At 69.3% G+C, this 19,297-nt stretch carries 20 protein-coding genes; 8 read left to right on the forward strand and 12 right to left on the reverse strand.

Going from position 1 to position 19,297, the window contains the following annotated elements; translation table 11 throughout:
• Positions 1–183: 183 nt before the first annotated feature.
• The 5 genes from OP79_RS29885 to OP79_RS29905 form a co-directional block, all read right to left on the reverse strand.
• On the reverse strand, positions 184–1,557 hold the full coding sequence (locus OP79_RS29885; RefSeq protein WP_033324605.1) for an 8-oxoguanine deaminase: 1,374 nt from the start codon (positions 1,555–1,557) through the stop codon (positions 184–186).
• Positions 1,558–1,595: 38 nt separating this feature from the next.
• Positions 1,596–2,498, reverse strand: coding sequence for a factor-independent urate hydroxylase (gene pucL, locus OP79_RS29890; protein WP_033324606.1), 903 nt, complete (start codon positions 2,496–2,498; stop codon positions 1,596–1,598).
• 6 nt (positions 2,499–2,504) lie between these two features.
• Positions 2,505–2,846 (reverse strand): hydroxyisourate hydrolase, encoded by a 342-nt coding sequence (gene uraH / locus OP79_RS29895; RefSeq protein ID WP_033324607.1) that lies wholly within the window; start codon positions 2,844–2,846, stop codon positions 2,505–2,507.
• Positions 2,846–3,361, reverse strand: coding sequence for a 2-oxo-4-hydroxy-4-carboxy-5-ureidoimidazoline decarboxylase (uraD, locus tag OP79_RS29900; RefSeq protein WP_033324609.1), 516 nt, complete (start codon positions 3,359–3,361; stop codon positions 2,846–2,848). The genes uraH and uraD overlap by 1 nt, the downstream gene beginning before the upstream one ends.
• Positions 3,362–3,626: 265 nt before the next feature.
• On the reverse strand, positions 3,627–5,141 hold the full coding sequence (locus OP79_RS29905) for a multicopper oxidase family protein (RefSeq protein ID WP_051745026.1): 1,515 nt from the start codon (positions 5,139–5,141) through the stop codon (positions 3,627–3,629).
• Positions 5,142–5,640: 499 nt separating this feature from the next.
• Between OP79_RS29905 and OP79_RS52310 the strand changes: the two genes are divergently transcribed.
• Entirely contained in the window at positions 5,641–5,772 is a 132-nt protein-coding gene (locus tag OP79_RS52310) for a LuxR C-terminal-related transcriptional regulator (protein WP_425428626.1), read from the forward strand.
• A 15-nt stretch (positions 5,773–5,787) separates the two neighbouring features.
• On the opposite strand, the gene OP79_RS29910 is transcribed toward OP79_RS52310, so the two are convergent.
• The 7 genes from OP79_RS29910 to OP79_RS29940 form a co-directional block, all read right to left on the reverse strand.
• Positions 5,788–6,171 carry a hypothetical protein gene (locus tag OP79_RS29910; protein WP_033324611.1) on the reverse strand — a complete coding sequence of 128 codons (384 nt, stop codon included), beginning with the start codon at positions 6,169–6,171 and terminating at the stop codon, positions 5,788–5,790.
• Positions 6,171–6,407: a hypothetical protein gene (locus OP79_RS29915; protein WP_033324707.1), complete on the reverse strand. Its 237-nt coding sequence runs from the start codon at positions 6,405–6,407 to the stop codon at positions 6,171–6,173. The genes OP79_RS29910 and OP79_RS29915 overlap by 1 nt, the downstream gene beginning before the upstream one ends.
• 105 nt (positions 6,408–6,512) lie before the next feature.
• Positions 6,513–6,890, reverse strand: coding sequence for a helix-turn-helix domain-containing protein (locus OP79_RS29920; RefSeq protein WP_033324613.1), 378 nt, complete (start codon positions 6,888–6,890; stop codon positions 6,513–6,515).
• A complete protein-coding gene (locus tag OP79_RS29925) occupies positions 6,887–7,138 on the reverse strand; it encodes a YkoF family thiamine-binding protein (RefSeq protein ID WP_033324615.1) in 252 nt (83 codons plus the stop codon). Before OP79_RS29925 ends, OP79_RS29920 begins: the two co-directional genes overlap by 4 nt.
• 70 nt (positions 7,139–7,208) lie before the next feature.
• Positions 7,209–8,843 carry a hypothetical protein gene (locus OP79_RS29930; RefSeq protein WP_033324617.1) on the reverse strand — a complete coding sequence of 545 codons (1,635 nt, stop codon included), beginning with the start codon at positions 8,841–8,843 and terminating at the stop codon, positions 7,209–7,211.
• Entirely contained in the window at positions 8,840–11,113 is a 2,274-nt protein-coding gene (locus OP79_RS29935) for a hypothetical protein (RefSeq protein ID WP_033324619.1), read from the reverse strand. The genes OP79_RS29930 and OP79_RS29935 overlap by 4 nt, the downstream gene beginning before the upstream one ends.
• Positions 11,110–11,865, reverse strand: a complete 756-nt coding sequence (locus OP79_RS29940) for a hypothetical protein (protein WP_033324621.1) — start codon at positions 11,863–11,865, stop codon at positions 11,110–11,112. Before OP79_RS29940 ends, OP79_RS29935 begins: the two co-directional genes overlap by 4 nt.
• Before the next feature lie 290 nt (positions 11,866–12,155).
• Here OP79_RS29940 and OP79_RS29945 point away from each other — a divergent pair, with 290 nt between their 5' ends.
• The 7 genes from OP79_RS29945 to OP79_RS29975 all read left to right on the forward strand — a co-directional run bounded on the left by OP79_RS29945 (position 12,156) and on the right by OP79_RS29975 (position 19,283).
• Positions 12,156–13,229 carry an RNA polymerase sigma factor gene (locus OP79_RS29945; protein WP_342669562.1) on the forward strand — a complete coding sequence of 358 codons (1,074 nt, stop codon included), beginning with the start codon at positions 12,156–12,158 and terminating at the stop codon, positions 13,227–13,229.
• 145 nt (positions 13,230–13,374) lie between these two features.
• Positions 13,375–14,313 carry an ABC transporter ATP-binding protein gene (locus OP79_RS29950; RefSeq protein WP_033324625.1) on the forward strand — a complete coding sequence of 313 codons (939 nt, stop codon included), beginning with the start codon at positions 13,375–13,377 and terminating at the stop codon, positions 14,311–14,313.
• A complete protein-coding gene (locus tag OP79_RS29955; RefSeq protein WP_033324626.1) occupies positions 14,310–15,080 on the forward strand; it encodes an MlaE family ABC transporter permease in 771 nt (256 codons plus the stop codon). Before OP79_RS29950 ends, OP79_RS29955 begins: the two co-directional genes overlap by 4 nt.
• A 3-nt stretch (positions 15,081–15,083) precedes the next feature.
• The gene (locus tag OP79_RS29960) at positions 15,084–15,899 is read left to right on the forward strand and encodes an MlaE family ABC transporter permease (RefSeq protein WP_033324628.1); all 816 of its coding nucleotides are present in this window, start codon (positions 15,084–15,086) and stop codon (positions 15,897–15,899) included.
• A gap of 8 nt (positions 15,900–15,907) precedes the next feature.
• Complete coding sequence (locus OP79_RS29965) at positions 15,908–17,155, forward strand: MCE family protein (protein ID WP_033324630.1); 1,248 nt, start codon at positions 15,908–15,910, stop codon at positions 17,153–17,155.
• On the forward strand, positions 17,152–18,204 hold the full coding sequence (locus tag OP79_RS29970; protein WP_033324632.1) for an MCE family protein: 1,053 nt from the start codon (positions 17,152–17,154) through the stop codon (positions 18,202–18,204). Before OP79_RS29965 ends, OP79_RS29970 begins: the two co-directional genes overlap by 4 nt.
• A 98-nt stretch (positions 18,205–18,302) precedes the next feature.
• Positions 18,303–19,283 carry an MCE family protein gene (locus OP79_RS29975; protein ID WP_033324709.1) on the forward strand — a complete coding sequence of 327 codons (981 nt, stop codon included), beginning with the start codon at positions 18,303–18,305 and terminating at the stop codon, positions 19,281–19,283.
• The last annotated feature ends 14 nt before the right edge of the window (positions 19,284–19,297 follow it).

Below are 19,297 nucleotides of genomic sequence, written 5' to 3' on the forward strand. Positions count from 1 at the left end.
CTCAAACGCCGGACGGGCTGACTTGTGCCTGGCTGGGCTGAGTAGCTGAGCTGAGCAGAAGCGCCCCTCAGGGGCGCGGGGAACTGCGCGACCAGCCACGACCGACCCGCAGCCGACACACGACCCATCAGGGAGCCCAGGGGCGCAGTCCCTGGCGGGGTCGAAGGGGGCTGCGCCCCCTGTTCAAGCCTGCGCAGCGATCCGCGCGAGGCGCCGCGCCTCCTCCCGCGTAGAGCGGGCAATGGCGTCCTCGTCGACGTGCAGCAGGCGGCCGTTCTCGGCGATCTGCCTGCCGCCCACGAAGGAGGCGGTGACCGGTGCCGCCGCGCCGAAGACGAGGGCGGTGACCGGGTCGGCGATCGAGGCGTGGGCCAGGGTGTCCAGCCTCCACAGCACCAGGTCGGCGAGTTTGCCCGGCTCCAGGGAGCCGATCTCCCTTGCCCTGCCCAGGACTTGGGCGCCTCCGTAGGTGCCGAGGCGTAGCGCCTGACGGGCGTTCAGGGCGGCTTCCCGGTGTGCGCCGAGGCGGTTGATGAGGAGCGCGTTGCGCAGTTCGGTGTGCAGCTCGCCCGACTCGTTCGACGCGGTGCCGTCGACGCCGAGGCCGACCGGGACGCCGGCCGCCAGCATGTCGGGGACCCGTGCGATCCCGGCTGCCAGCCGGGCGTTGGACGAAGGGCAGTGGGCGACACCCGTCTTCGTACGGGCGAAGGCGGCGATGTCGGAGTCGTTCATGTGGACGCAGTGCGCCATCCACACGTCCTCGCCGAGCCATCCCGTGGACTCGAAGTAGTCGGTCGGGCCCATGCCGAACAGTTCCTTGCAGAACTGCTCCTCCTCGACGGTCTCCGAGCCGTGCGTGTGCAGCCGTACGCCCTTGCGTCGCGCCAACTCGGCGCCCTGCTGCATCAGTTCGGTCGACACCGAGAACGGCGAGCAGGGGGCCACGGCCACCTGCGTCATGGCGTCGAAGGAGTCGTCGTGGTGTTCGTCGACGGTCGCCTCGGTGGCGGCGAGCGCGCCATCGAGGGTCTCGACGGCGAAGTCCGGCGGCAGACCGCCGTCCTTCTCGCTGCGGTCCATGGAGCCACGGGCGAGGGTGAAGCGGACGCCCGTCTCGCGGGCGGCGCGGATGATGGCGCCGGACAGGTCGCCGGAACCCTTCGGGAACACGTAGTGATGGTCAAGCGCGGTGGTGACACCGCCGCGGGCCAGCGTGGCGAGTGAGCCCTGGGCCGCCGCGTACGTCATCTGCTCGTCGATCCGCGCCCAGGTCGGGTAGAGCGCGACGAGCCAGTTGAAGAGGTTGTGGTCGGTGGCGAGGCCGCGGGTGAGCCACTGGTAGAAGTGGTGGTGCGTGTTGACCAGGCCGGGCGTCACTAGGTGGCCGGTCGCGTCGATGCGGCGTACGACGTCCTCCAGGCCCTCGGGGGCCTTGCCCGCGCCGAGCGACTCGATGCGGTTGTCAGCCACGACCACGTACCCGGAGGCGTACTCGGTGTCGTCGGCGTCCACGGTCGCGATCGCGCAGTTCTCGATGACGATGCGCTGGGCCATCGTTCGTCCCTACTTTCGTGTACTTTTCCGTGTCCGCGTCAGAGGTTGCTGAGGTCGACCGGGATGTGCGCCTCGCAGCCGTCCCGCAGGACGGTGGCCTCGATCAGGCCGTACGGGCGGTCGGCGGCGAAGTACACAGCTCCGTCGGCGGTGTCGTTCTTGAGGCCGAAAGGCTCCAGGTCCACCAGGAAGTGATGCTTGTTCGGGAGCGAGAAGCGGACCTCGTCGATCTCGTCTCGGTGGTCGATGATGCGCGCGCCCATGGCGTAGAGCGTCTGCTGGAGTGAGAGAGAGTACGTCTCGGCGAAGGCCTGGAGCATGTGCTTCCTGACCTGCTCGTACGACGTCTCCCAGTCGGGCATCTCCTGCTCGTCGTCGGTCCAGTTGAACCGCCAGCGCCCGGAGACCTCGGTGGCCAGGATGCGGTCGTACGCCTCGGGGAGTGTCGTGTACTTGTCCTTGACGTAGCCCCAGAACTCGGAGTTCGTCGAGTTCATCACGACCAGGTCCTTGAGGCCGGAGACAACCTCCCACTGCTCGCCGTCGTACGTGATCTGCGCGAGGCGGGTCTCCTGGCCCTTGCGGACGAAGGAATGCGTGCCCTCCCCGGAGTTCTCGATGCGCTCCCAGGCGTATTCCTCGATGCGGATGCGGGCCCGGTGGATCGGCTGCTGACTCGTCACGAAATGGCGGGCGAGATGGATGCCGAACTGCTCGGCGGAGTCGATGCCGTGCTCCTTGGCGAAGGCGTACACGGTGTTCTTGGTGGTGTCGGTCGGCAGGACGTTCGCGTTGGAACCGGAGTAGTGGACCTCGTCCATGTCGCCGCTCAGCGACACCGAGACGTTGAGGTCCTTGATGTGATGGGTGGCGCCGTCCCGCGTGACGCGTACGACCCTGTTCTCGGCCTTGCCGTACTGGTTCTGTCCAAGGATGGGCATCGGGCACTAGCTCCCTCGGTATACGGAGTAGCCGAACGGGTTGAGCAGCAGCGGTACGTGGTAGTGCTCGCCGGGCGCCACGGTGAAGGTGACGGTGACCTCCGGGAAGAACGCGGCCTCGTCCCGGTGCGCGGAGAGGTACGCCTCGGTCTCGAAACGGAGCCGTACGTGTGTGGTGCCCGGCGGCAGCGCCGGGAGGTCCTTGCAGCGGCCGTCGGCGTCCGTGGCGGAGGCGCCGAGCGCCGTCCACTCGGCGCTGCCGCGTGCCGACAGCGCGACGGGCACGCCCTGGGCGGGGCGGCCGATGCTGGTGTCCAGGATGTGGGTGGACACCGATGCGGTACTCATCAGTCGTCGTCCTGTTCTACGAGTCGGGCCAGGCGGATACGGTTGATCTTGCCCAGCTCGGTGCGGACGATCTCCCGCTCCTGCTCCGGCGAGTTGCCGATCCGTACCTTCACCGCGTCCCGCATCTGCTCGCCTGTCAGGCCGGTGGCGCAGATCAGGAAGACATGGCCGAACTTCTCCTGGTACGCCAGGTTCAGTTCGAGCATCTCCGCCTTGAGCTCCTCGGAGGCGCCGGCCATTCCGCGCTGCTCACGCGAGCTCGTCGGGTCCCCAGGCTTCGGCCGCCCGATCGGCGGGTGCCCGGCCATCGCCTCCGCCAGGTCCGTGCTGGTCAGCTCGGCCATGGCGGCGTCGCTCGCGGCGAGGAGGTCGTCGACGGCCTCGTACGGGCGCCGCACGAGCAGTCGCCCTGCCCACGCCGTCGAGGCGCACACCTCGTGGAGGGCGGCGAGGGCGGCGGGCTCCTCCAGGGCGTTGAAGCGGGCGAGGCCACCGGGTGTCGTACTCGAAGTCACGGAGTCAGCTAACGCCCTCGGAAACCCCGCGTCAACAGTTTGTTGAAGAATTCAGGTGCCGAGGCAGCGAGGATCAGGGCGGCCGACGGGGGCACGAGCCGCATCCGGAACCGCCGAGCCGTTTCCGGCAGTAGATGTCGGAGGGCAGCCTTGTGAGCTGTCGGCTCAGCACGCCCGCACCCGTCGGCCGACCCAAAACCAGCTCGGAAGCCCTTCAGCGGGTCACTTTCAGACCGCGTCGGTGGGTCGAGGTGTGGATCGAGGTTCAGTGCCCCGCGTGTGCGTGCGGTGTACGCACCTTGCCCGCCTTCTCACCCTTCTCGACGACCACGAACTGCCCCATCATCCCCAGGTCCTCGTGGTAGAGCAGATGGCAGTGGTACATGTACGGCGTGTCCGGGTCCGCCGGTCCGTCGAAGCGCATCACCAACTTCACCGTCGTGTTCCCCGGGACGAAGACCGTGTCCTTCGCGCCGCGCAGCTCGGCCGGCGGCTCCTTGCCGTCCACCTCCAGCACCCGGAACTGCACATCGTGGATGTGGAAGTTGTGCGGCGTGCTGTGCTCGTTGCGCACGGTCCAGGTCTCCGCGGTGCCTCGGGTGACCGTCTCGTCGACCCGGCCCATCTCCATCTTCTTGCCGTTGATGCCGGAGGTGCGCAGCCCGAAGAACCGCCCGCGTACCGAGTCCGACTCGTCCGGAACCTCCAGCTCGCCCAGTGTGGCGGGCAGTTCGGGAGAGGACCGCAGGCTCTTCGCTGCCCGCAGCTGCAGTATGTCGAAGGAGTCGTCACCGCCTGCGAAACGTGTCTGCCAGAAGTCCCCGTAGTCGTCCTGCGGGAAGCTGCGCAGAGTGGTCTTCTCGCCCGGCTTCATCCGCACCACGATCTCGGCCCGCTCACCCGGCGACAGCCCGATCCGGTCCATCCGGGTCGTCTTCTCCAGCAGCCCGCCGTCCGTCCCGATCAGCGCGAACTCCCGGCCGTCGGAGAATCCGAAGTCGTATATGCGCGCGGTAGAGGCGTTGAGCAGCCGCAGCCGTACGAGCTCGTCGCCGATCTCCTTGTACGGATCGAGGGTGCCGTTGACCATCGTCCGGTCCCCGAGGAATCCGGTGTCCGACATCAGCTTGCGGCTGTGGTCGAACTTCGCCCCGTCGAACTTCACGTCCTGGACGATGACCGGCAGATCGTCGACTCCGTACTTGTCGGGCAGTGCGAGACGGTCGGACTTCTCGTCGTGAAGGAGGAACATCCCGGCCAGCCCCCGCTGCACATGCTTCTCCGTCTTACCGTGCGGATGCGGGTGATACCAGAGGGTCGCGGCCGGCTGATCCACGGTCCAGCGTGGGGTCCAGGTCGCGCCGGGGGCGACCATCTGGTGCGGACCACCGTCCATCTTCGCGGGCAGGTGCATCCCGTGCCAGTGCACGGTGGACTCCTCCCCCAGCGCGTTCTCGATCTTCACCTGAACCTTCTCACCACGCTTGGCACGCAGCGTCGGCCCCAGGTAATCCCCGTTGAAGCCCCAGGTCGGCGTCTTCTGCCCGGCCCTGAACTCCTTCTCCCCGGCCCGCATCGTCAGATCGAAGACCCGGGTCCCGTCGCTCTTCACCGTCGATGTCGCCAGCGGTGGCACCGCCAGCTCGTTGCTGAAGTCGGTCGAACCGACGGTCGACACCTTGGCGTCGGAGTACAGCCACAGGGCGCCGCCGACGAGCGCGAGGCCGAGGACGACAGCAACGGTCGTGAGAATGATGAGGACGCGTTTGAAGCGAGACATGACTCCAGCGTCCTGGCGGGCGCCGGTGCCGACATCGGGGACGGCCCCCAGCCGCCCCCCACTCAACTCCTCATGGTTCCTCAGGGATTTCCCCTACAAGTTCAGCAGACCAACCGCGAGGCGGAGCACGCAGCCGCACCAGATACGCCAGGAATCCGCCACGCGGGTGCGAGCCGCCTGTCACGGGCGGCTCGCACCCGCTGCCTACCGGCGTGCGTGCGAGTTGTTCGTGGCGTCCGGCGTGCCGGCGATCGCGGCGAGTCGTGCTCTCGTTCGGCATCCCCTTCGCGCTGATCCCACTGGTCCTGCTGAGCCGCCGCAGGGACCTGATGGGAGACCTGGCGAACCGGCCCACGACCACCTTCTTCGGCTGAAAGCGACCGGCTCCGCCGACGCGGCCGTCCGGCCAGGACGTCCGGGGCGGTCGGGTCGGTCGGCGGAGCCCAGTGGTCAGAGGCCTGGCCGCTCGGCAGGTGGTCCCGCTCTGGACAACGCCTCCATCGCCCGCCGCCTCTCCCTCTCCGAAAAGACGGTGCGCAACCGGGTCAGCGACGTCCTGGCCAAACTCCGCGCACGTACCCGCGCGGAAGCGGTGGCCCTGGCCCGGGACGCAGGCCTTGGCCTGCCCTGAAGCCACAGCAGCTCGTCAAAGTCTCCAGGAGCGCAGCTGCTCGGCGACCGCGTGGACGCTGAAACGGGTGTCGCGGATCTTGCGCACGAGATCGGACAAGGCGCCGTAGGGAGGGTCTATGCCCTCACCGGACTGGTCCATGTACTGCGCGGTGACGAACGCCGCAAACAGGCTGTTGCGGTGCGGGAGCGGTTCGAGGCGGACGAGGGTGTGCATCAGCGCGGCCGCGCGCCATGCGGCGTCCGGGTCGGAGGTTTCGAGGGTCGGCAGTCTGGTCTTGTGCCGTGCGACGGCCGCTACGAGCGCGGAGTAGTCCGAGACCGTCATGTCCTCGTGTCCGAGGGCGGTTTCCTGGACATCCAGAAGCCAGGGGACGTCGATGTAGGGGACGGGCGGCATCAGGCTGCTGCGGCCCCGTCGCGTTCGGAGGGCGGCACCTCGTCGGGGAAGGCTGCGTCGAACTCGCCGCGCAGCCTGTCGGCCCACGCGGTGGCGCCGGTGACGAACCGCTGGCGCTGCATCTCGCGTACGCCGAGGTCGTGCAGGTACTGCTTGAGGCTCTTGCCTTCAGCCGCGGCGGCCGCGCGTACGCCTTCCAGTTCCTCGTCGGTGAAGGACACGTTCAGGGATGGCATACCCATGATGGTACCTAGTTGGTGCCTGCCCTGCGAGGCCTTCGGCTCACGCTCCCGTCCGAGCCATGCCGCGCTGCGTCGGTCCCCCTGCCGCGGCGGCTCGGATCAGTTGCCCTTCGCCGCGTTCTCCCTGTTCAGGTAGTTGTAGACGGTGAAGCGGCTTACTCCGAGGGCGCTCGCTACGGTTTCCACGCCGTGCCGTACGGAGAATGCTCCGCGTGCCTCGAGTATCCGTACGACCTCCTGCTTGGCCTTGCGGTCGAGTTCGGCCAGCGGCTTGCCCTGCTTGCGCTCCAGGGCCGCCAGGATGTGGTCCAGCGAGTCGGCGAGCTGCGGCAGGCGTACGGCGACGACGACGGCGCCCTCCCAGGTGAGTACGACATCGTCCTCGCCGGCCTGGTCCGGCGGGAGCATCTCGCCGCCCATGGCGTCGACCAGTGGCTTCACGGCCGTGATGAAGGGCTCGTCCCCGGTGCCGGTCACGCCTCGCCCTCCGCGATCACGTTGAACTGCAGCGAGATCCGGGTGGCGCCGGACTCGAGGGTCTTGCGCAGCAGGGCGTCCACGGCGGTGAGCACGGCGTCGGCGCTGCCCTCCGCGGTGTTGCCGAACGGGCCGACGTCCACCGCGTCCAGCTCTGCCGCCTCGATGACCTCGCGGGCGACCAGCGCGTGCGGCGGCGCCTCGTCGAGGTCGAAGGGCTCGGTCGTGAACTCCACTCTCAATCGCACGCGCTCAACCTAACGCGCGCGGGGCGGCCACGGGGGGCCGCGCCCGGATCGGGCTCCGCCCGCTGCCGGGTCACGGGCCCGGACAGGCCTCCCCCCGGCCCTGATAGGTCCTGTAGAGCGGCGACTTGTCTTGCCGCTCCTCCGGGAAGGTCACCACGGGTACGGGTTTGCACACCGGCCAGCGCCCGATCACGGCCTCTTCTTGCTCCTTGTCAAGCTTGATGTTCTCGTTCGCGAAGGCGAAGACGCCGCTCGCGCCTGGTACGCATCCCCCGACGCAGCCTTCGGAGGTGTTGAGCCGGCTCAGTTCGTCGTAGATGTCGCGGTGGCGGATGGGGTCGACCCCGTTGGTCTCGGCCTCGGTCACAGCTCTCCCCACGGCGGTGAGAGCGTCGTGGTACATCACGGCGTAGCCATCGTTCAGGGCGTTGTCCTGCTCCTCACCGAAATACTCCTCGTAGGAGCGGGCGAAGCCACTGAAGTACTGGGGAACCTGGTTGTCACCGCTGCTCCCCGCACGCCAACGAGGTGCGTCCACGGCGGCCGCGGTCACGATCTCGACGTGCTTCCGCTCCGCGATGTCGCGCATCGAGGGCTTCTCGGTGACCGGGTCGCGGCCCGTGCTGACGCGCAGGATGCGCAACGGCTCGTCGTCCGTGCCCTGGTCACAGGAAGGCTCCCGGCCGACTGCCGTCAGGAAGGGCGGCAGGTCCACATCGCGGCCCGCCAGGAACACCGTCTTGGCGCGGGCCGCGCACATCCTGGTCACCGCCTGCCGGAATTTCCGCTTCTCGCCCTCTGCAGAGCCCTGCTGACCCAGATACGTCGCGATCCGCGAATCCACCGCGCCGTCGTCGATGCCGTACTCCTCGCCGAACTCCGCGAAGAAGACCTTGCGGAGATTGTTGACGTAGTTGTCGGACTTCTGGTCGTCGGCGATCATGAACGTGTCGGCGCGGTTCACGCGGTTCGCCTTCGCGTTCACATAGCGCTTGAGAGCGTCGACGAGATGGTCGGTGGAGGGCGAGACCTTGAAGAGGTGGGGGTCCTCCATCTCGCGGGAGCTGAGCACCGCGCTGACCGCCGGGATGTCGTAGCGCCCGAGTCCCTGCTTCACGGAGTCGAGCGTTTCGTCGTTGCTGTTGGGAAAGCCGATGGCGGCGACGAGGGGGGCCCGGCCCTTGACCCGGGATTTCAGTTCGTCGGTCACGGTCCGCCAGTGGTTCAGGTTCTCGCCGACGTTGGCGAAGAGGAGCCGGATGGCGGTGTCGGAATCCTGGTTGTTGTCGCGCTGGGCGACGTAGGCGCCCTGGAGGGAGCGCCGGATCAGGCTTTCCGACACGGCGGCGCCCTCGGTCTCCTGGGTGTACGGCATGACGACGGCGACGCTCACCACCTGCTTGCGCGAGTGAAGTGCTGCCTCGTTCTCCTTCTCGATCTTTCCCAGGACGTCGGTGAGGTCCGGGGCAAAGGGGTACGCCGAGGCCGTGACGCCGATGCACTCGTCGCCCATGCGCCGCAGCTCCTGGTTCTCGGTGCAGTAGTCGCGGTTGTCCCGGTAGGCGTCCAGACCCCACCAGGCACCGGCTCCCACCAGCGCGGAGACCACCACCCACAGGGCCACCACGTCGATCAGGCCGAGCACCCGGAAGCGCAGCCGGCTCGGCAGCCAGACCCAGTTGCGGCGGTCCGTACGGCTGCTCATCGCGTCCCTCCCGTTCGCGGCTGGTCGCCCTGCCAGTGGCGTTCGAGGGGCCAGTCCTCGCCGTCCTTCACGGCGCGGGGCCAGCGGATGGCGGCCTGGGCCAGGACCGCTCGGCCGGTCAGATGCTGGGCGGAGAGGAAGGACAGGTCCTGGCCGATCCGGTCGACCAACGTCCGGTCCGCCTCGGCCAGTTCGTCGGCCGCGTACCACAGGGCGTGCAGGAGCCGGTTGACGGCCTGCTTCTCCAGGCCCACTTCCGGGTCCGCCTGGAGTTGCAGCCGGTCCCTGCGCCCCTTTCCGACCTCCTGGCACTGCTCGAACCAGATGTCGCCCGGCGGGCGTGGCGCATGGGCCACGGTGCGCAGGATGTGCAGCCAGTCGACCGCGTCGCCGTCGTCCCTGAGGAACTCCGCGTGCAGCCAGGCGACGACCTCCTGCGCCTCTCCCCCGGCGAGCCGGTGCCACAGAAAGCGGGACCGCTCGGCCCTTTCCGCCTGCCCCGAGCGGCCTTCGGCCCGCTGCCGGTGGTGCTCGGCGAGCAGGGCGTGCGCGCTGAACCAGTCCACCCCGCTGCCGCCGCGCCCGCTGCGCATCTGATGCACCAGCAGGGCACGCAAGAACCGGTCCGTGATGAACGGCCGGCTGCCCGTTCCCCGGGACCAGCGCTCCCGCTCCAGCTGGGCGGCGGCGCCGTCGGCCGCGGGCAGGCCGTCGATCCGGCGCGGCACCCATCGCTCGGCCAGTTGCTCGGCCGCCTCCCGGTCCCAGGCCAGGGAGAACAGGCACAGCTCGTCGTGGTTCTCGCTGCCGACAAGGGTGTTGAGCAGCCGCCAGATGACGGATTCGCCGACGCCGTCGGGATGGGTCAGGTCGAGGAGTTCCTCGGCCGTCACCCACCCCTCGGTGCCTGCCTTGCGCACCACGGCGTCGCACAGGCGGCGGGCTCCCATGGGGTGGCCGCGGGTCAGATCGTGTACGGCGGTGGCGATGTACGGGTCGAAGGAGGCCTGCTCGTCGCGCTTCAGCATCCGCTCCACGTGCTCCGTGTCGAGCGGTGGAAGCGGCAGGACCAGTACGCCCGCCGAGGGAGCGGTGCCGCTGCGGGTCCACCTGGAGTTCGTGCCGACTTCGTGCAGGGAGCGGTACGTGGCCTCCGGATAGGGGTCGTTCTCCTCGTCGGGGGTGTCGTCCCGGGTGGCCGGGTTGTCGTCGCCGCGCAGCTCGGTGGCGATCACGACCAGCTGGTCGCGGGCGTCACGGCTCTGCCGCGCCCGTTGCTCCAGGAGCAGTTCGAGGAAGTCGCGGCCGATGTCGGTGTGCACGTTGTCGAGGAGGAGCAGCGGGCGCGGGGCGCGGTTCGCCCGCCGGAAGGGCCCGTAGCGCACATCCGCGAGGAACGCGGCCATCAGCATGCGCTCGACGCCACGTCTGAACCCGCGGCCCTGGTGGAACTCCCGGCAGAGCCGGGCCACGGCACCCGCACGCTCCGCGGCCGGCACCGGACGCGCATGCGCGTCCGCGCCCGGCGGCAGTCCGCGCAGCCGGTTGTCGGCCTCTCTGCGGTAGTTCTCGTACCAGCCGACGAGGTGGCGGGAGGCGAGTCTGCGCGAGCGCCATCGGTACTGCCTGCCCAGATACGTACGCACCGCCGCCTCGGGAAACGCCGCGGGGTCCGGTGTGACACCGTCCGGGGGAACGGACAGCGCCGGGCGGAAGAGCGTGTCCCAGGTGGGCGGCGGGCCCTCGCCCGGCGACTGCCCCATCAGAGCGGCCGCGTGCCGGTCGGCCACCCGCAGTTCGTCGTCGTTGCCGGGGCGCCGGGCGGACACCACGGCGAGCAGCCCGGCGGTGGTCCGGGGAAAGCGGAGCCGCCCGAACCCGGCGACGGGACGCGACAGTTGGGTGACGAGCTCGACCAGGACCTCCACCGCGTGGGAGTTGTTGGAGATCTCCGGGCCGACTCTGACCCGCTCCTCCAGTGCCGCGCAGTTGATCCGCGCGAACGGCACGCGCGGCCCCGGCCAAGGCCCGGCGTCAGGCGCGTAGGCCTCCTTGAGATCGTCCAGCAGGGCGCTCTTGCCGGTGCCGTGCCGCCCGCTGAGCAGCACCACCGGCAGATCGTCGGCGAACTCGTGGTGCCGGCGTCTGCGGTGCCAGTCGCGTTCGAGGCCGACCAGGCGCGGCACCAGCTGCCGCAGCAGGGGCTGACGTGCGTACGCCTCCGGAATCTGGCCCTCGGACACGAGGGCGGGGCCTGCGGGATCGCTCATCCCAGCCTCAGCATCGACTGGATGATCTCCGAAACCATGCCGGAGGCCATGTCCCTGCCCACCGACCTGGACCCCGCCTGTGCCAGGTCACCGCTGTGCTGCAGGAAGCGCTGCAGCATTCCCGGGTCGGGCTCGGCACCGCGCCGTGAGGCGTCGGTCAGAGCCTCGGCCAGCTCACGCACCTGCTGCAGCTCGCTGTCGCTCTCCGAAAGGTCGGGGCGGGACGCCTGCACCAGCTGGGCGAGCTGCTCGAAGGACAGGAACACTCCGGCGCCCTGTTCGGTGACGCCGACGCGCACCGGAGTGGGCAGGCTCAGGTGGTCCTTGGCGTACTCCAGGTCCTCGAAGGCGAGCTGCCGGCCGCAGTAGAAGGCCTCCCTCGTCCAGAGGAAGGCCTCGGCGTTCGACTCGCCGCTCTGATGCTGCCCGGCCCGGTCCCACCAGGCGAACAGGGCCGCCTTGGCGTACCGGCGCCGGGTGTCCCGGTCGGCGTACGCCTCGTCCCAGGCCCGCACCTCCGCGAGCCCGGCGCCGGTCGGGCTGACGAGCGGCGGTACGGCGCCGGAGTCGTTGTGCACGGCGATCCAGCCGAGGGCGGCAAGGCGTTCCACGATGCCCTCGACCAGCTCCAGGCTGCACCGCTCATGGTGTGCGTACTCGTCGCTGGCCACTCGCCGGCCGGCGACGCCGCCGCTCTTTTCGGCCAGCCAGAGGAGAAAACGCGCGGATGCGGCCCCCGTGTCGTCGTACACGGGGGAAAGGCCATCCGTAGGCACTGCCCGGGATCCGATCAACGTACGCCCCCAACTCCCGTGACCACCATGCGCGTTCGCCTTCCCCGAACAGCGATGTCACACACGTGACACTTGAGCTTCCTTCACACGGGCGTGCAGCTCACGGTTCACCGACCGGTGACAGCACGGACTCGATGGCACCCTCCCCCTCCACAACCCCGACTACCGGGCGGTAATGTCGCCACCCGCCGGACGGCAGACGACACGGAACCGGCAGGTGAGCGTGAAGGGGCCCCATGGCGACGGACATGCCTGCAGAGACCATGCCTGCGGAAGCCATGCATGCACAGACGTCGGCAGCCGACGACCGTTGGCAGCGCATGTGGAGCCACCGCGAGCATCTGCTCAAGGTGGCCCGGCGCAGGTCCATGAGTCTTGAGGACGCCGAGGACGCGGTGCACGAGGCGATGCTGCGCGCAGCGGAGCGCCCGGACCTGGACGACGAGCGGCTCGCGGCCTGGCTTACGACGGTGACGATGCGGCTGTGCATCGACCGCTACCGGCAGGTGAACCGCGAGGCCGAGGTCCGTACGAGCCCGACGCTGATCGCACCGGGACCGGTGTCCGTCGAGGAGGCGGTGTGCGACCGGGCCGAGGCCAGGTGGCTGGCCGTACGCAGCGGCGAGTTGCCCGCGCGCCAGGCGGAGGCGCTGCGGCTGAAGTCCGAGGACCTGGACGTCGGTCAGGTCGCCGTGCGGATGGGGCTGAGCTACCGGACCGTCGAGTCGCTGCTGGCCCGGGCCCGGCGGACGCTGCGCAACTCACTGGCGGCGACCCTCGGGGTCGCGCTGTACCTGCTCGGGCGCGGACGGCCGCACGGGGGCGGCAAGGCGCAGGCCGTGGCAACCGCCTCGACGGCGGCGACCCTGGCGGTGGTGGCGGGGTTCGTGCTGCCGTACGCGTATGACGGGGACGGGGGCGGGCCGCCTCCGCGGCCCACCGTGTCGGGGCCCGCCGAAGCGCTCCCGTCTGACGGTCCCGCCCGGGAGGGCGCCTCAGACGCGCGCGAGGCGGCCACGGACGCGACGGCGGCTCCCGAGCCCGGGGCATCCCCGTCGGCCGACGACCGATCGCTCCTCCCCCTGTCCGTGCCGCCCCTGCCGGAAGTCTCGCTGCCGGAACTGTCCGCCCCGGAGGTGCCACAGCTGCCACAAGCACCTCAGCTGCCATCGGTACCGAGCACGCCCGATGCCCCGGACCTGCCGGACACCAAGTCCCTGCGCCGCGCCGAGCCCATCGCCGAGGCGACCCCGGACACTCCGTCCGCACCGGCTGCCACGCCCACCCCCAGCGACGTACCCTCCCCGAGCACACTCCCGTAGCCCCGCCTCCGCACTCCCGCACACGGCCGGTCAGGCTCCCGATCACCCCCGTCAAAAAAATCCGCACTCATCGCGACGGACCCCCCGCCCTTCCCCGTAGAGCAGATGTCGGAGCTGCTCCACGGCTGGCTGAAGGGTGTACCGGATGGGTGTCGAGATCTGTGTGGAAGGGCTGACCAAGTCCTTCGGGCAGCAGGTCATCTGGCAGGACGTGTCGCTGACGCTGCCCGCCGGGGAGGTCTCGGTCATGCTCGGGCCTTCGGGGACGGGCAAGTCGGTGTTCCTCAAGACGCTCGTGGGGCTGTTGAAGCCGGAGCGGGGGTCGGTGCGGATCGCCGGCCGGGACATCACCAAGCTCCGGGAACACGATCTGTACGAGGTGCGGAAGCTGTTCGGTGTGCTGTTTCAGGACGGCGCGCTGTTCGGGTCGATGAGCCTGTACGACAACATCGCCTTTCCGCTGCGCGAGCACACCCGTAAGCCGGAGAGCGAGATCCGGCGGATCGTGCTCGAGAAGATGGACATGGTCGGCCTGATTGGCGCCGAGGAGAAGCTGCCCGGCGAGATATCCGGCGGAATGCGCAAACGGGCCGGGCTGGCGCGGGCCCTGGTCCTCGACCCCGAGATCATCCTCTTCGACGAACCCGACTCGGGCCTCGACCCCGTCCGCGTGGCCTACCTCAACCAGCTCATCGTCGACCTCAACGCCCAGATCGACGCGACCTTCCTGATCGTCACGCACGACATCGCCTCGGCCCGCCAGGTCCCGGACAACATCGGGCTGTTGTTCCGCCGCGAGCTGGTCATGTTCGGGCCCCGCGAGAAGCTGCTGACCAGCGACGAGCCCGTCGTACGGCAGTTCCTGAACGGCCGGATGCAGGGGCCGATCGGCATGGCGGAGGAGAAGGACGCCGCCCAGGTCGAGCAGGAGCTGGCGCAGCTGGACGCCCCCACCAAAGCTCCCGGCAGCCAGGCTCTGACTCCCCGCCTGCTGCCGGGTCCAGGCATCTCGCGCCCGCCCCGCTGGCAGGCGATCGCGAGCCGGGAGGCCGAGTCGCACCGGAAGGAGGTGGCCGGCGCATGAGCCTGTCGCCCACCGGAGCGCTCAGGCAGTCCGGCAACCTGTTCGCGATGGCCCTGGACGTCGTCCGGACCATGCCCCGGCGCCCTTTCCAGGCACGGGAGTTCATCCAGCAGGCCTGGTTCGTCGCGAGCGTGACCATCCTGCCGACGGCCCTCGTCTCGATCCCCTTCGGCGCGGTCATCGCCTTGCAGATCGGCAGCCTGACGCGGCAGTTGGGCGCCCAGTCCTTCTCGGGCGCGGCCTCGGTGCTCGCCGTGCTGCGGGAAGCCTCGCCGATCGTCACCGCGCTGCTGATCGCGGGCGCGGGCGGCACGGCGATCTGCGCGGACCTCGGGGCGCGCAAGATCCGGGACGAGATCGACGCGATGCAGGTGCTCGGCATCGACCCGATCCACCGCCTCGTCGTGCCCCGCGTACTGGCCTCGATGGTGGTGGCCGTGCTGCTCAACGGCCTGGTGTCGGTGGTCGGCGTCGCGGGCGGCTACTTCTTCAACGTCATCCTCCAGAACGGCACCCCCGGCGCCTACCTGGCCTCCTTCACCACCCTCGCCCAGCTCTCCGACCTCTGGGCGGCCGAGATCAAGGCCCTCGTCTTCGGAGCGATCGCCGGGATCGTCGCCTCGTACAAGGGACTGACCGCGAAGGGCGGTCCGAAGGGCGTGGGCGACGCGGTGAACCAGTCGGTGGTGATCACCTTCATGTTGCTGTTCGTGACGAACTTCGTGATGACCGCCGTGTACTTCCAAGTCGTTCCGCAGAGGGGCTAGCCGATGCGACTTCTCGACCGCCCACTGCGGTCACTCGAAGAGCTGGGCAGCCAACTGGCCTTCTACGGGCGCTCGTTGGCGTGGACAGGCCGTACCCTGCGCCGCTACAAGAAGGAGATCCTGCGGCTGCTCGCCGAGGTGAGCTTCGGCCGTGGCGCGCTCGCCGTGGTCGGCGGCACGGTCGGTGTCATCGCCTTCCTGTCGTTCTTCACCGGCACGGAGGTCGGTCTCCAGGGCTACGCGGCGCTCAACCAGCTCGGCACCTCCAACTTCGTGGCGTTCCTGTCGGCGTACTTCAACACCCGGGAGATCGCCCCGCTGGTGGCCGGGCTCGCGTTGTCCGCGACCGTCGGAGCCGGGTTCACCGCCCAGCTCGGCGCGATGCGGATCAGCGAGGAGACCGACGCCCTCGAAGTCATGGGCGTGCCCTCGTTGCCGTTCCTGGTGACGACCCGGATGATCGCCGGGTTCGTCGCCGTGATCCCGCTGTACGTGGTCGGGTTGCTGTCCTCGTACCTCGCCGCCCGGACCATCACCACCGGCTACTACGGGCAGTCGGCGGGCACGTACGACCACTACTTCCAGCAGTATCTGCCGCCGGTCGACGTGTTCTGGTCGTTCGGCAAAGTGATCGTCTTCGCTGTCCTGATCATCCTGGTGCACTGCTACTACGGCTACTACGCGAGCGGCGGACCGGCGGGCGTCGGCGTCGCCGTGGGCCGCGCCGTGCGGACGTCGATCGTCGCCATCAACGTCCTGGACTTCTTCCTGAGCCTCGCGATCTGGGGCGCCAACACGACCGTACGGATCGCGGGGTGAGCCGCCGTATGAGGGTGCTGAGACTGCGGTTGTACGGCGTCGTCTTCCTCGCCGTGCTCGCGCTGCTGCTGTCGCTCGCCGTGGCCGTCTACCAGCAGGCGTTCACCCCGGTCGTGCGCATCACGCTGGAGGCCGACAGCCTCGGCAACCAACTCGATCCGCGCGCCGACGTCAAGCTGCGCGGGCTACTGGTGGGCGAGGTGCGCGCGGTGCGGGCCGACGGCGAGAAGGCCACGCTGGACATCGCGCTCAAGCCGGAGCACGTCGCGCACATTCCCGCCGACGTGCACGCGCGGCTGCTGCCCAAGACGCTGTTCGGCGAGAAGTACGTCGATCTCGTGGCACCCCGGGGCGCGTCCGCCCGGGCCATCCGCGCCGGGGACGTCATCACCCAGGACCGTACGAAAGTCGGTATCGAGTTGCAGCAACTGCTGAACGATCTGCTGCCGTTGCTGCGGACCGTGCAGCCCGGCAAGCTCAACGCCACGCTCTCGGCGTTCTCCACCGCGCTGGAGGGGCGCGGCGACCGGATCGGCGACAACCTCGTCCGCGTCGAGGACTATCTGCGCCGCCTCAACCCGCACATGCCGTCCCTGAAGGAGGACATCGCGCGGTTCGCCGACGTCGCCGAGGTGTACGGCGACGCGGCGCCCGACCTGATGAAGATCCTGCGCAACACCGTCACCACCAGCCGCACCCTCGTCGAGAAGAGGGACCAACTGGCCGCCGCGCTCACCGCGACCACCGGCGTCGCGGGCACCGCGGACGAGTTCCTCGACGACAACGGCGACCGGCTGATCACCCTCGGCCGGGTCTCCCGCCCCACGCTTGACCTCTTCGCCCGCTATTCGCCCGAGTACCCCTGCCTCCTCGAAGGCCTGGTCCGGCAGGAGGAGGCCGCGGAGGAGGCGTTCCGCGGCGGCAAGATGCGCATCACCCTCGAAGTCGTCCGGCAGCGGCCCGCGTACGAACCGGGTGAGGAGCCGCGCTACGGCGAGCGGTCCGGGCCCAACTGCAGAGGTCTGCCCCATCCGCGGGTGCCCGCACCGCCCACGAAGCTCAACGACGGTACGTCATCGGGGAGTTCGGGCAGCAGCCTGCCCGGCGGAATCGATGTGTCGGCCACCGAAGCCGAACAGCGCGCGGTCGGTTCCCTCGTGGCGCCCGCCATGGGCGTGCCCGCCGACGAGGTACCGCCGGTCGCGACCCTGCTGTTCGGCCCGATGGCCCGCGGAACGGCGGTGAGCGTCGCATGAGCACAGGACGTACGAAGACGACGGGAGCCCGGCAGGCCGCCGCGCCGCTCATCAAGTTCAGCCTGTTCGCGGTGGTGACGATCCTGGCGACGGCCCTGCTCGCCGCCACGATCGTCAACATCTCCTTCACTCCCGAGCACACGTACCGCGCGCTGTTCAGCGACGTCACGGGCCTGGAGGAGGGCGACGACATACGGGTGGCCGGGGTGCGGGTCGGCGAGGTCGAGGGCATCCGGATCAAGGACCGTACGCGGGCGGAGGTGAGCTTCACGGTCAGCGAGGACCGTCCGCTGCTGCGCAGTACCGGCGCGGTCGTCCGCTACCGGAACCTGGTCGGACAGCGGTACATCGCGCTGACCGAGGGCGCGGGCGACGGGAAGCGGTTGCGGCCCGGCGGCACGATTCCGCTGTCCCGGACCCGGCCCGCCCTGGATCTCAACGCACTGCTGAACGGGTTCAAGCCGCTGTTCGCCGCGCTCAGCCCCAAGGACGTCAACCAGCTCGCCACCGAGATCATCAAGACGCTTCAGGGCGAGGGCGGCACCGTCAACAGCCTGCTCGCGCACACGGCTTCGCTCACGACCACCCTCGCGGACCGCGACCAGCTGATCGGTTCCGTGATCGACAACCTCAACACCGTGCTGAAGACGCTCGACCGGCGCGGCACCCGCTTCTCGGGACTGCTCAAGCAGCTGCGGCGGGTGATCTCCGGACTGTCCGCCGACCGCAAGCCCATCGGCGACTCGCTGGTGAGCATCGGCGACCTGGCCGCGGCCACCTCGGGACTGCTCGAGGACGCGCGCCCGCCGCTCAAGGACGACATCACCGAGCTGACCGATCTGGCCGGAACGCTGAACAAGAACGAGAAGACCGTGGAGGGCGTCCTGAAGCGGCTGCCGAACAAGCTCAACGAGCTGACGGGGACGGCGTCCTACGGCTCCTGGTTCAACTTCTATCTCTGCGACTTCGACGGCCGCATCGTGCTGCCGAAGACGAAGCAGGTGCTCACTCCCGAGCTGCACGTGGCGAGGGCGAGGTGTGGCGGATGACCCGCAAGCACCGTCCGGAGCCCCTGGTGAAGGTCCGCATCGACCCGCCGAAGCTGCCCAAGATACGTCTTCCCCGCATACGGATACGCCGCCCGCGCCTGGCCCCGTTCCGGGACCGGAACCCCGTCGTCATCGGCGCCGCCGGCCTCACCGCCCTCGCGCTGCTGACCTTCGCCGCGTTCAACGCCGACAGTCTCCCGCTGATCGGCGGCGGCCGGACGTACAGCGCGGCCTTCTCGGAGGCGGGCGGGCTCAAGGCGGGCGACGAGGTGCGGATCGTCGGGGTCAAGGTCGGCAAGGTCGAGGAGGTCGATCTGGACGGCGACCACGTCAAGGTCACCTTCAAGGTCAAGGGCGAGCCGGGGTTCGGCCCGGCGACCGGTGCGTCGATCCGGGTCAAGACGATCCTCGGCGCGAAGTATCTCGCGCTGCATCCGAAGGGGCCGGGGCAGTTGAAGCCCGGCAGCGAGATCCCGCTGCGGCGGACGGTCGCGGCGTACGACGTCGTGCAGGCCTTCAGCGATCTGACCACCACGACCGAGGAGGTCGACACGGAGCGGCTCGCGCAGGCGCTGGACACCATCTCCGCCACCTTCCAGGACTCACCCGCCGAGGTGCGGGCGTCCGTCAAGGGGCTGTCGCGGATCTCGAAGACGGTGGCCTCTCGCGACAAGGCGCTGCGCGAACTCCTCGACCACGCGAACGGGGTCACCGGGGTGCTGGCCGAGCGTTCCGAGGACTTCTCCGCACTCGTCAAGGACGGCGACAAGCTGTTCAAGGAGATCAACAAGCGGCGCACGGCGATCCACAACCTGCTCAAGAGCTCCGCCGCGCTCGGCATCCAGCTCTCCGGTCTGGTCGAGGACAACAGCAAGGAGATCGGGCCCGCTCTCAAGGGCCTCAACACCTTCGTGAAGATGCTCGAACGCAACCAGTCGAGCCTCGACCGGAGCGTCAGGCTGCTCGCGCCGTATGTGCGGGTCTTCTCCAACACCCTCGGCAACGGCCGCTGGTTCGACAGCTACATCCAGAACATGGTCGCCGCTCCGGTGGTGCCGCGGACGGGAGGCTCGCGATGAAGTCACCACTGGTG

It is taken from the genome of Streptomyces yerevanensis (assembly GCF_000716805.1).
Classification (GTDB): domain Bacteria; phylum Actinomycetota; class Actinomycetes; order Streptomycetales; family Streptomycetaceae; genus Streptomyces; species Streptomyces flaveus.

What these genes read in the sequence shown, in the direction of transcription:
- OP79_RS29915 (WP_033324707.1), bottom strand. Translation starts at nt 6,407, where the DNA reads ATGCCATCCCTGAACGTGTCCTTCACCGACGAGGAACTGGAAGGCGTA.
- OP79_RS29885 (WP_033324605.1), bottom strand. Translation starts at nt 1,557, where the DNA reads ATGGCCCAGCGCATCGTCATCGAGAACTGCGCGATCGCGACCGTGGAC.
- uraH (WP_033324607.1), bottom strand. Translation starts at nt 2,846, where the DNA reads ATGAGTACCGCATCGGTGTCCACCCACATCCTGGACACCAGCATCGGC.
- OP79_RS29965 (WP_033324630.1), top strand. Translation starts at nt 15,908, where the DNA reads ATGAGGGTGCTGAGACTGCGGTTGTACGGCGTCGTCTTCCTCGCCGTG.
- pucL (WP_033324606.1), bottom strand. Translation starts at nt 2,498, where the DNA reads ATGCCCATCCTTGGACAGAACCAGTACGGCAAGGCCGAGAACAGGGTC.
- OP79_RS29935 (WP_033324619.1), bottom strand. Translation starts at nt 11,113, where the DNA reads ATGAGCGATCCCGCAGGCCCCGCCCTCGTGTCCGAGGGCCAGATTCCG.
- OP79_RS29905 (WP_051745026.1), bottom strand. Translation starts at nt 5,141, where the DNA reads ATGTCTCGCTTCAAACGCGTCCTCATCATTCTCACGACCGTTGCTGTC.
- OP79_RS29955 (WP_033324626.1), top strand. Translation starts at nt 14,310, where the DNA reads ATGAGCCTGTCGCCCACCGGAGCGCTCAGGCAGTCCGGCAACCTGTTC.
- OP79_RS29970 (WP_033324632.1), top strand. Translation starts at nt 17,152, where the DNA reads ATGAGCACAGGACGTACGAAGACGACGGGAGCCCGGCAGGCCGCCGCG.
- OP79_RS29910 (WP_033324611.1), bottom strand. Translation starts at nt 6,171, where the DNA reads ATGCCGCCCGTCCCCTACATCGACGTCCCCTGGCTTCTGGATGTCCAG.
- OP79_RS29930 (WP_033324617.1), bottom strand. Translation starts at nt 8,843, where the DNA reads ATGAGCAGCCGTACGGACCGCCGCAACTGGGTCTGGCTGCCGAGCCGG.
- OP79_RS29960 (WP_033324628.1), top strand. Translation starts at nt 15,084, where the DNA reads ATGCGACTTCTCGACCGCCCACTGCGGTCACTCGAAGAGCTGGGCAGC.
- OP79_RS29945 (WP_342669562.1), top strand. Translation starts at nt 12,156, where the DNA reads ATGCCTGCAGAGACCATGCCTGCGGAAGCCATGCATGCACAGACGTCG.
- OP79_RS29950 (WP_033324625.1), top strand. Translation starts at nt 13,375, where the DNA reads ATGGGTGTCGAGATCTGTGTGGAAGGGCTGACCAAGTCCTTCGGGCAG.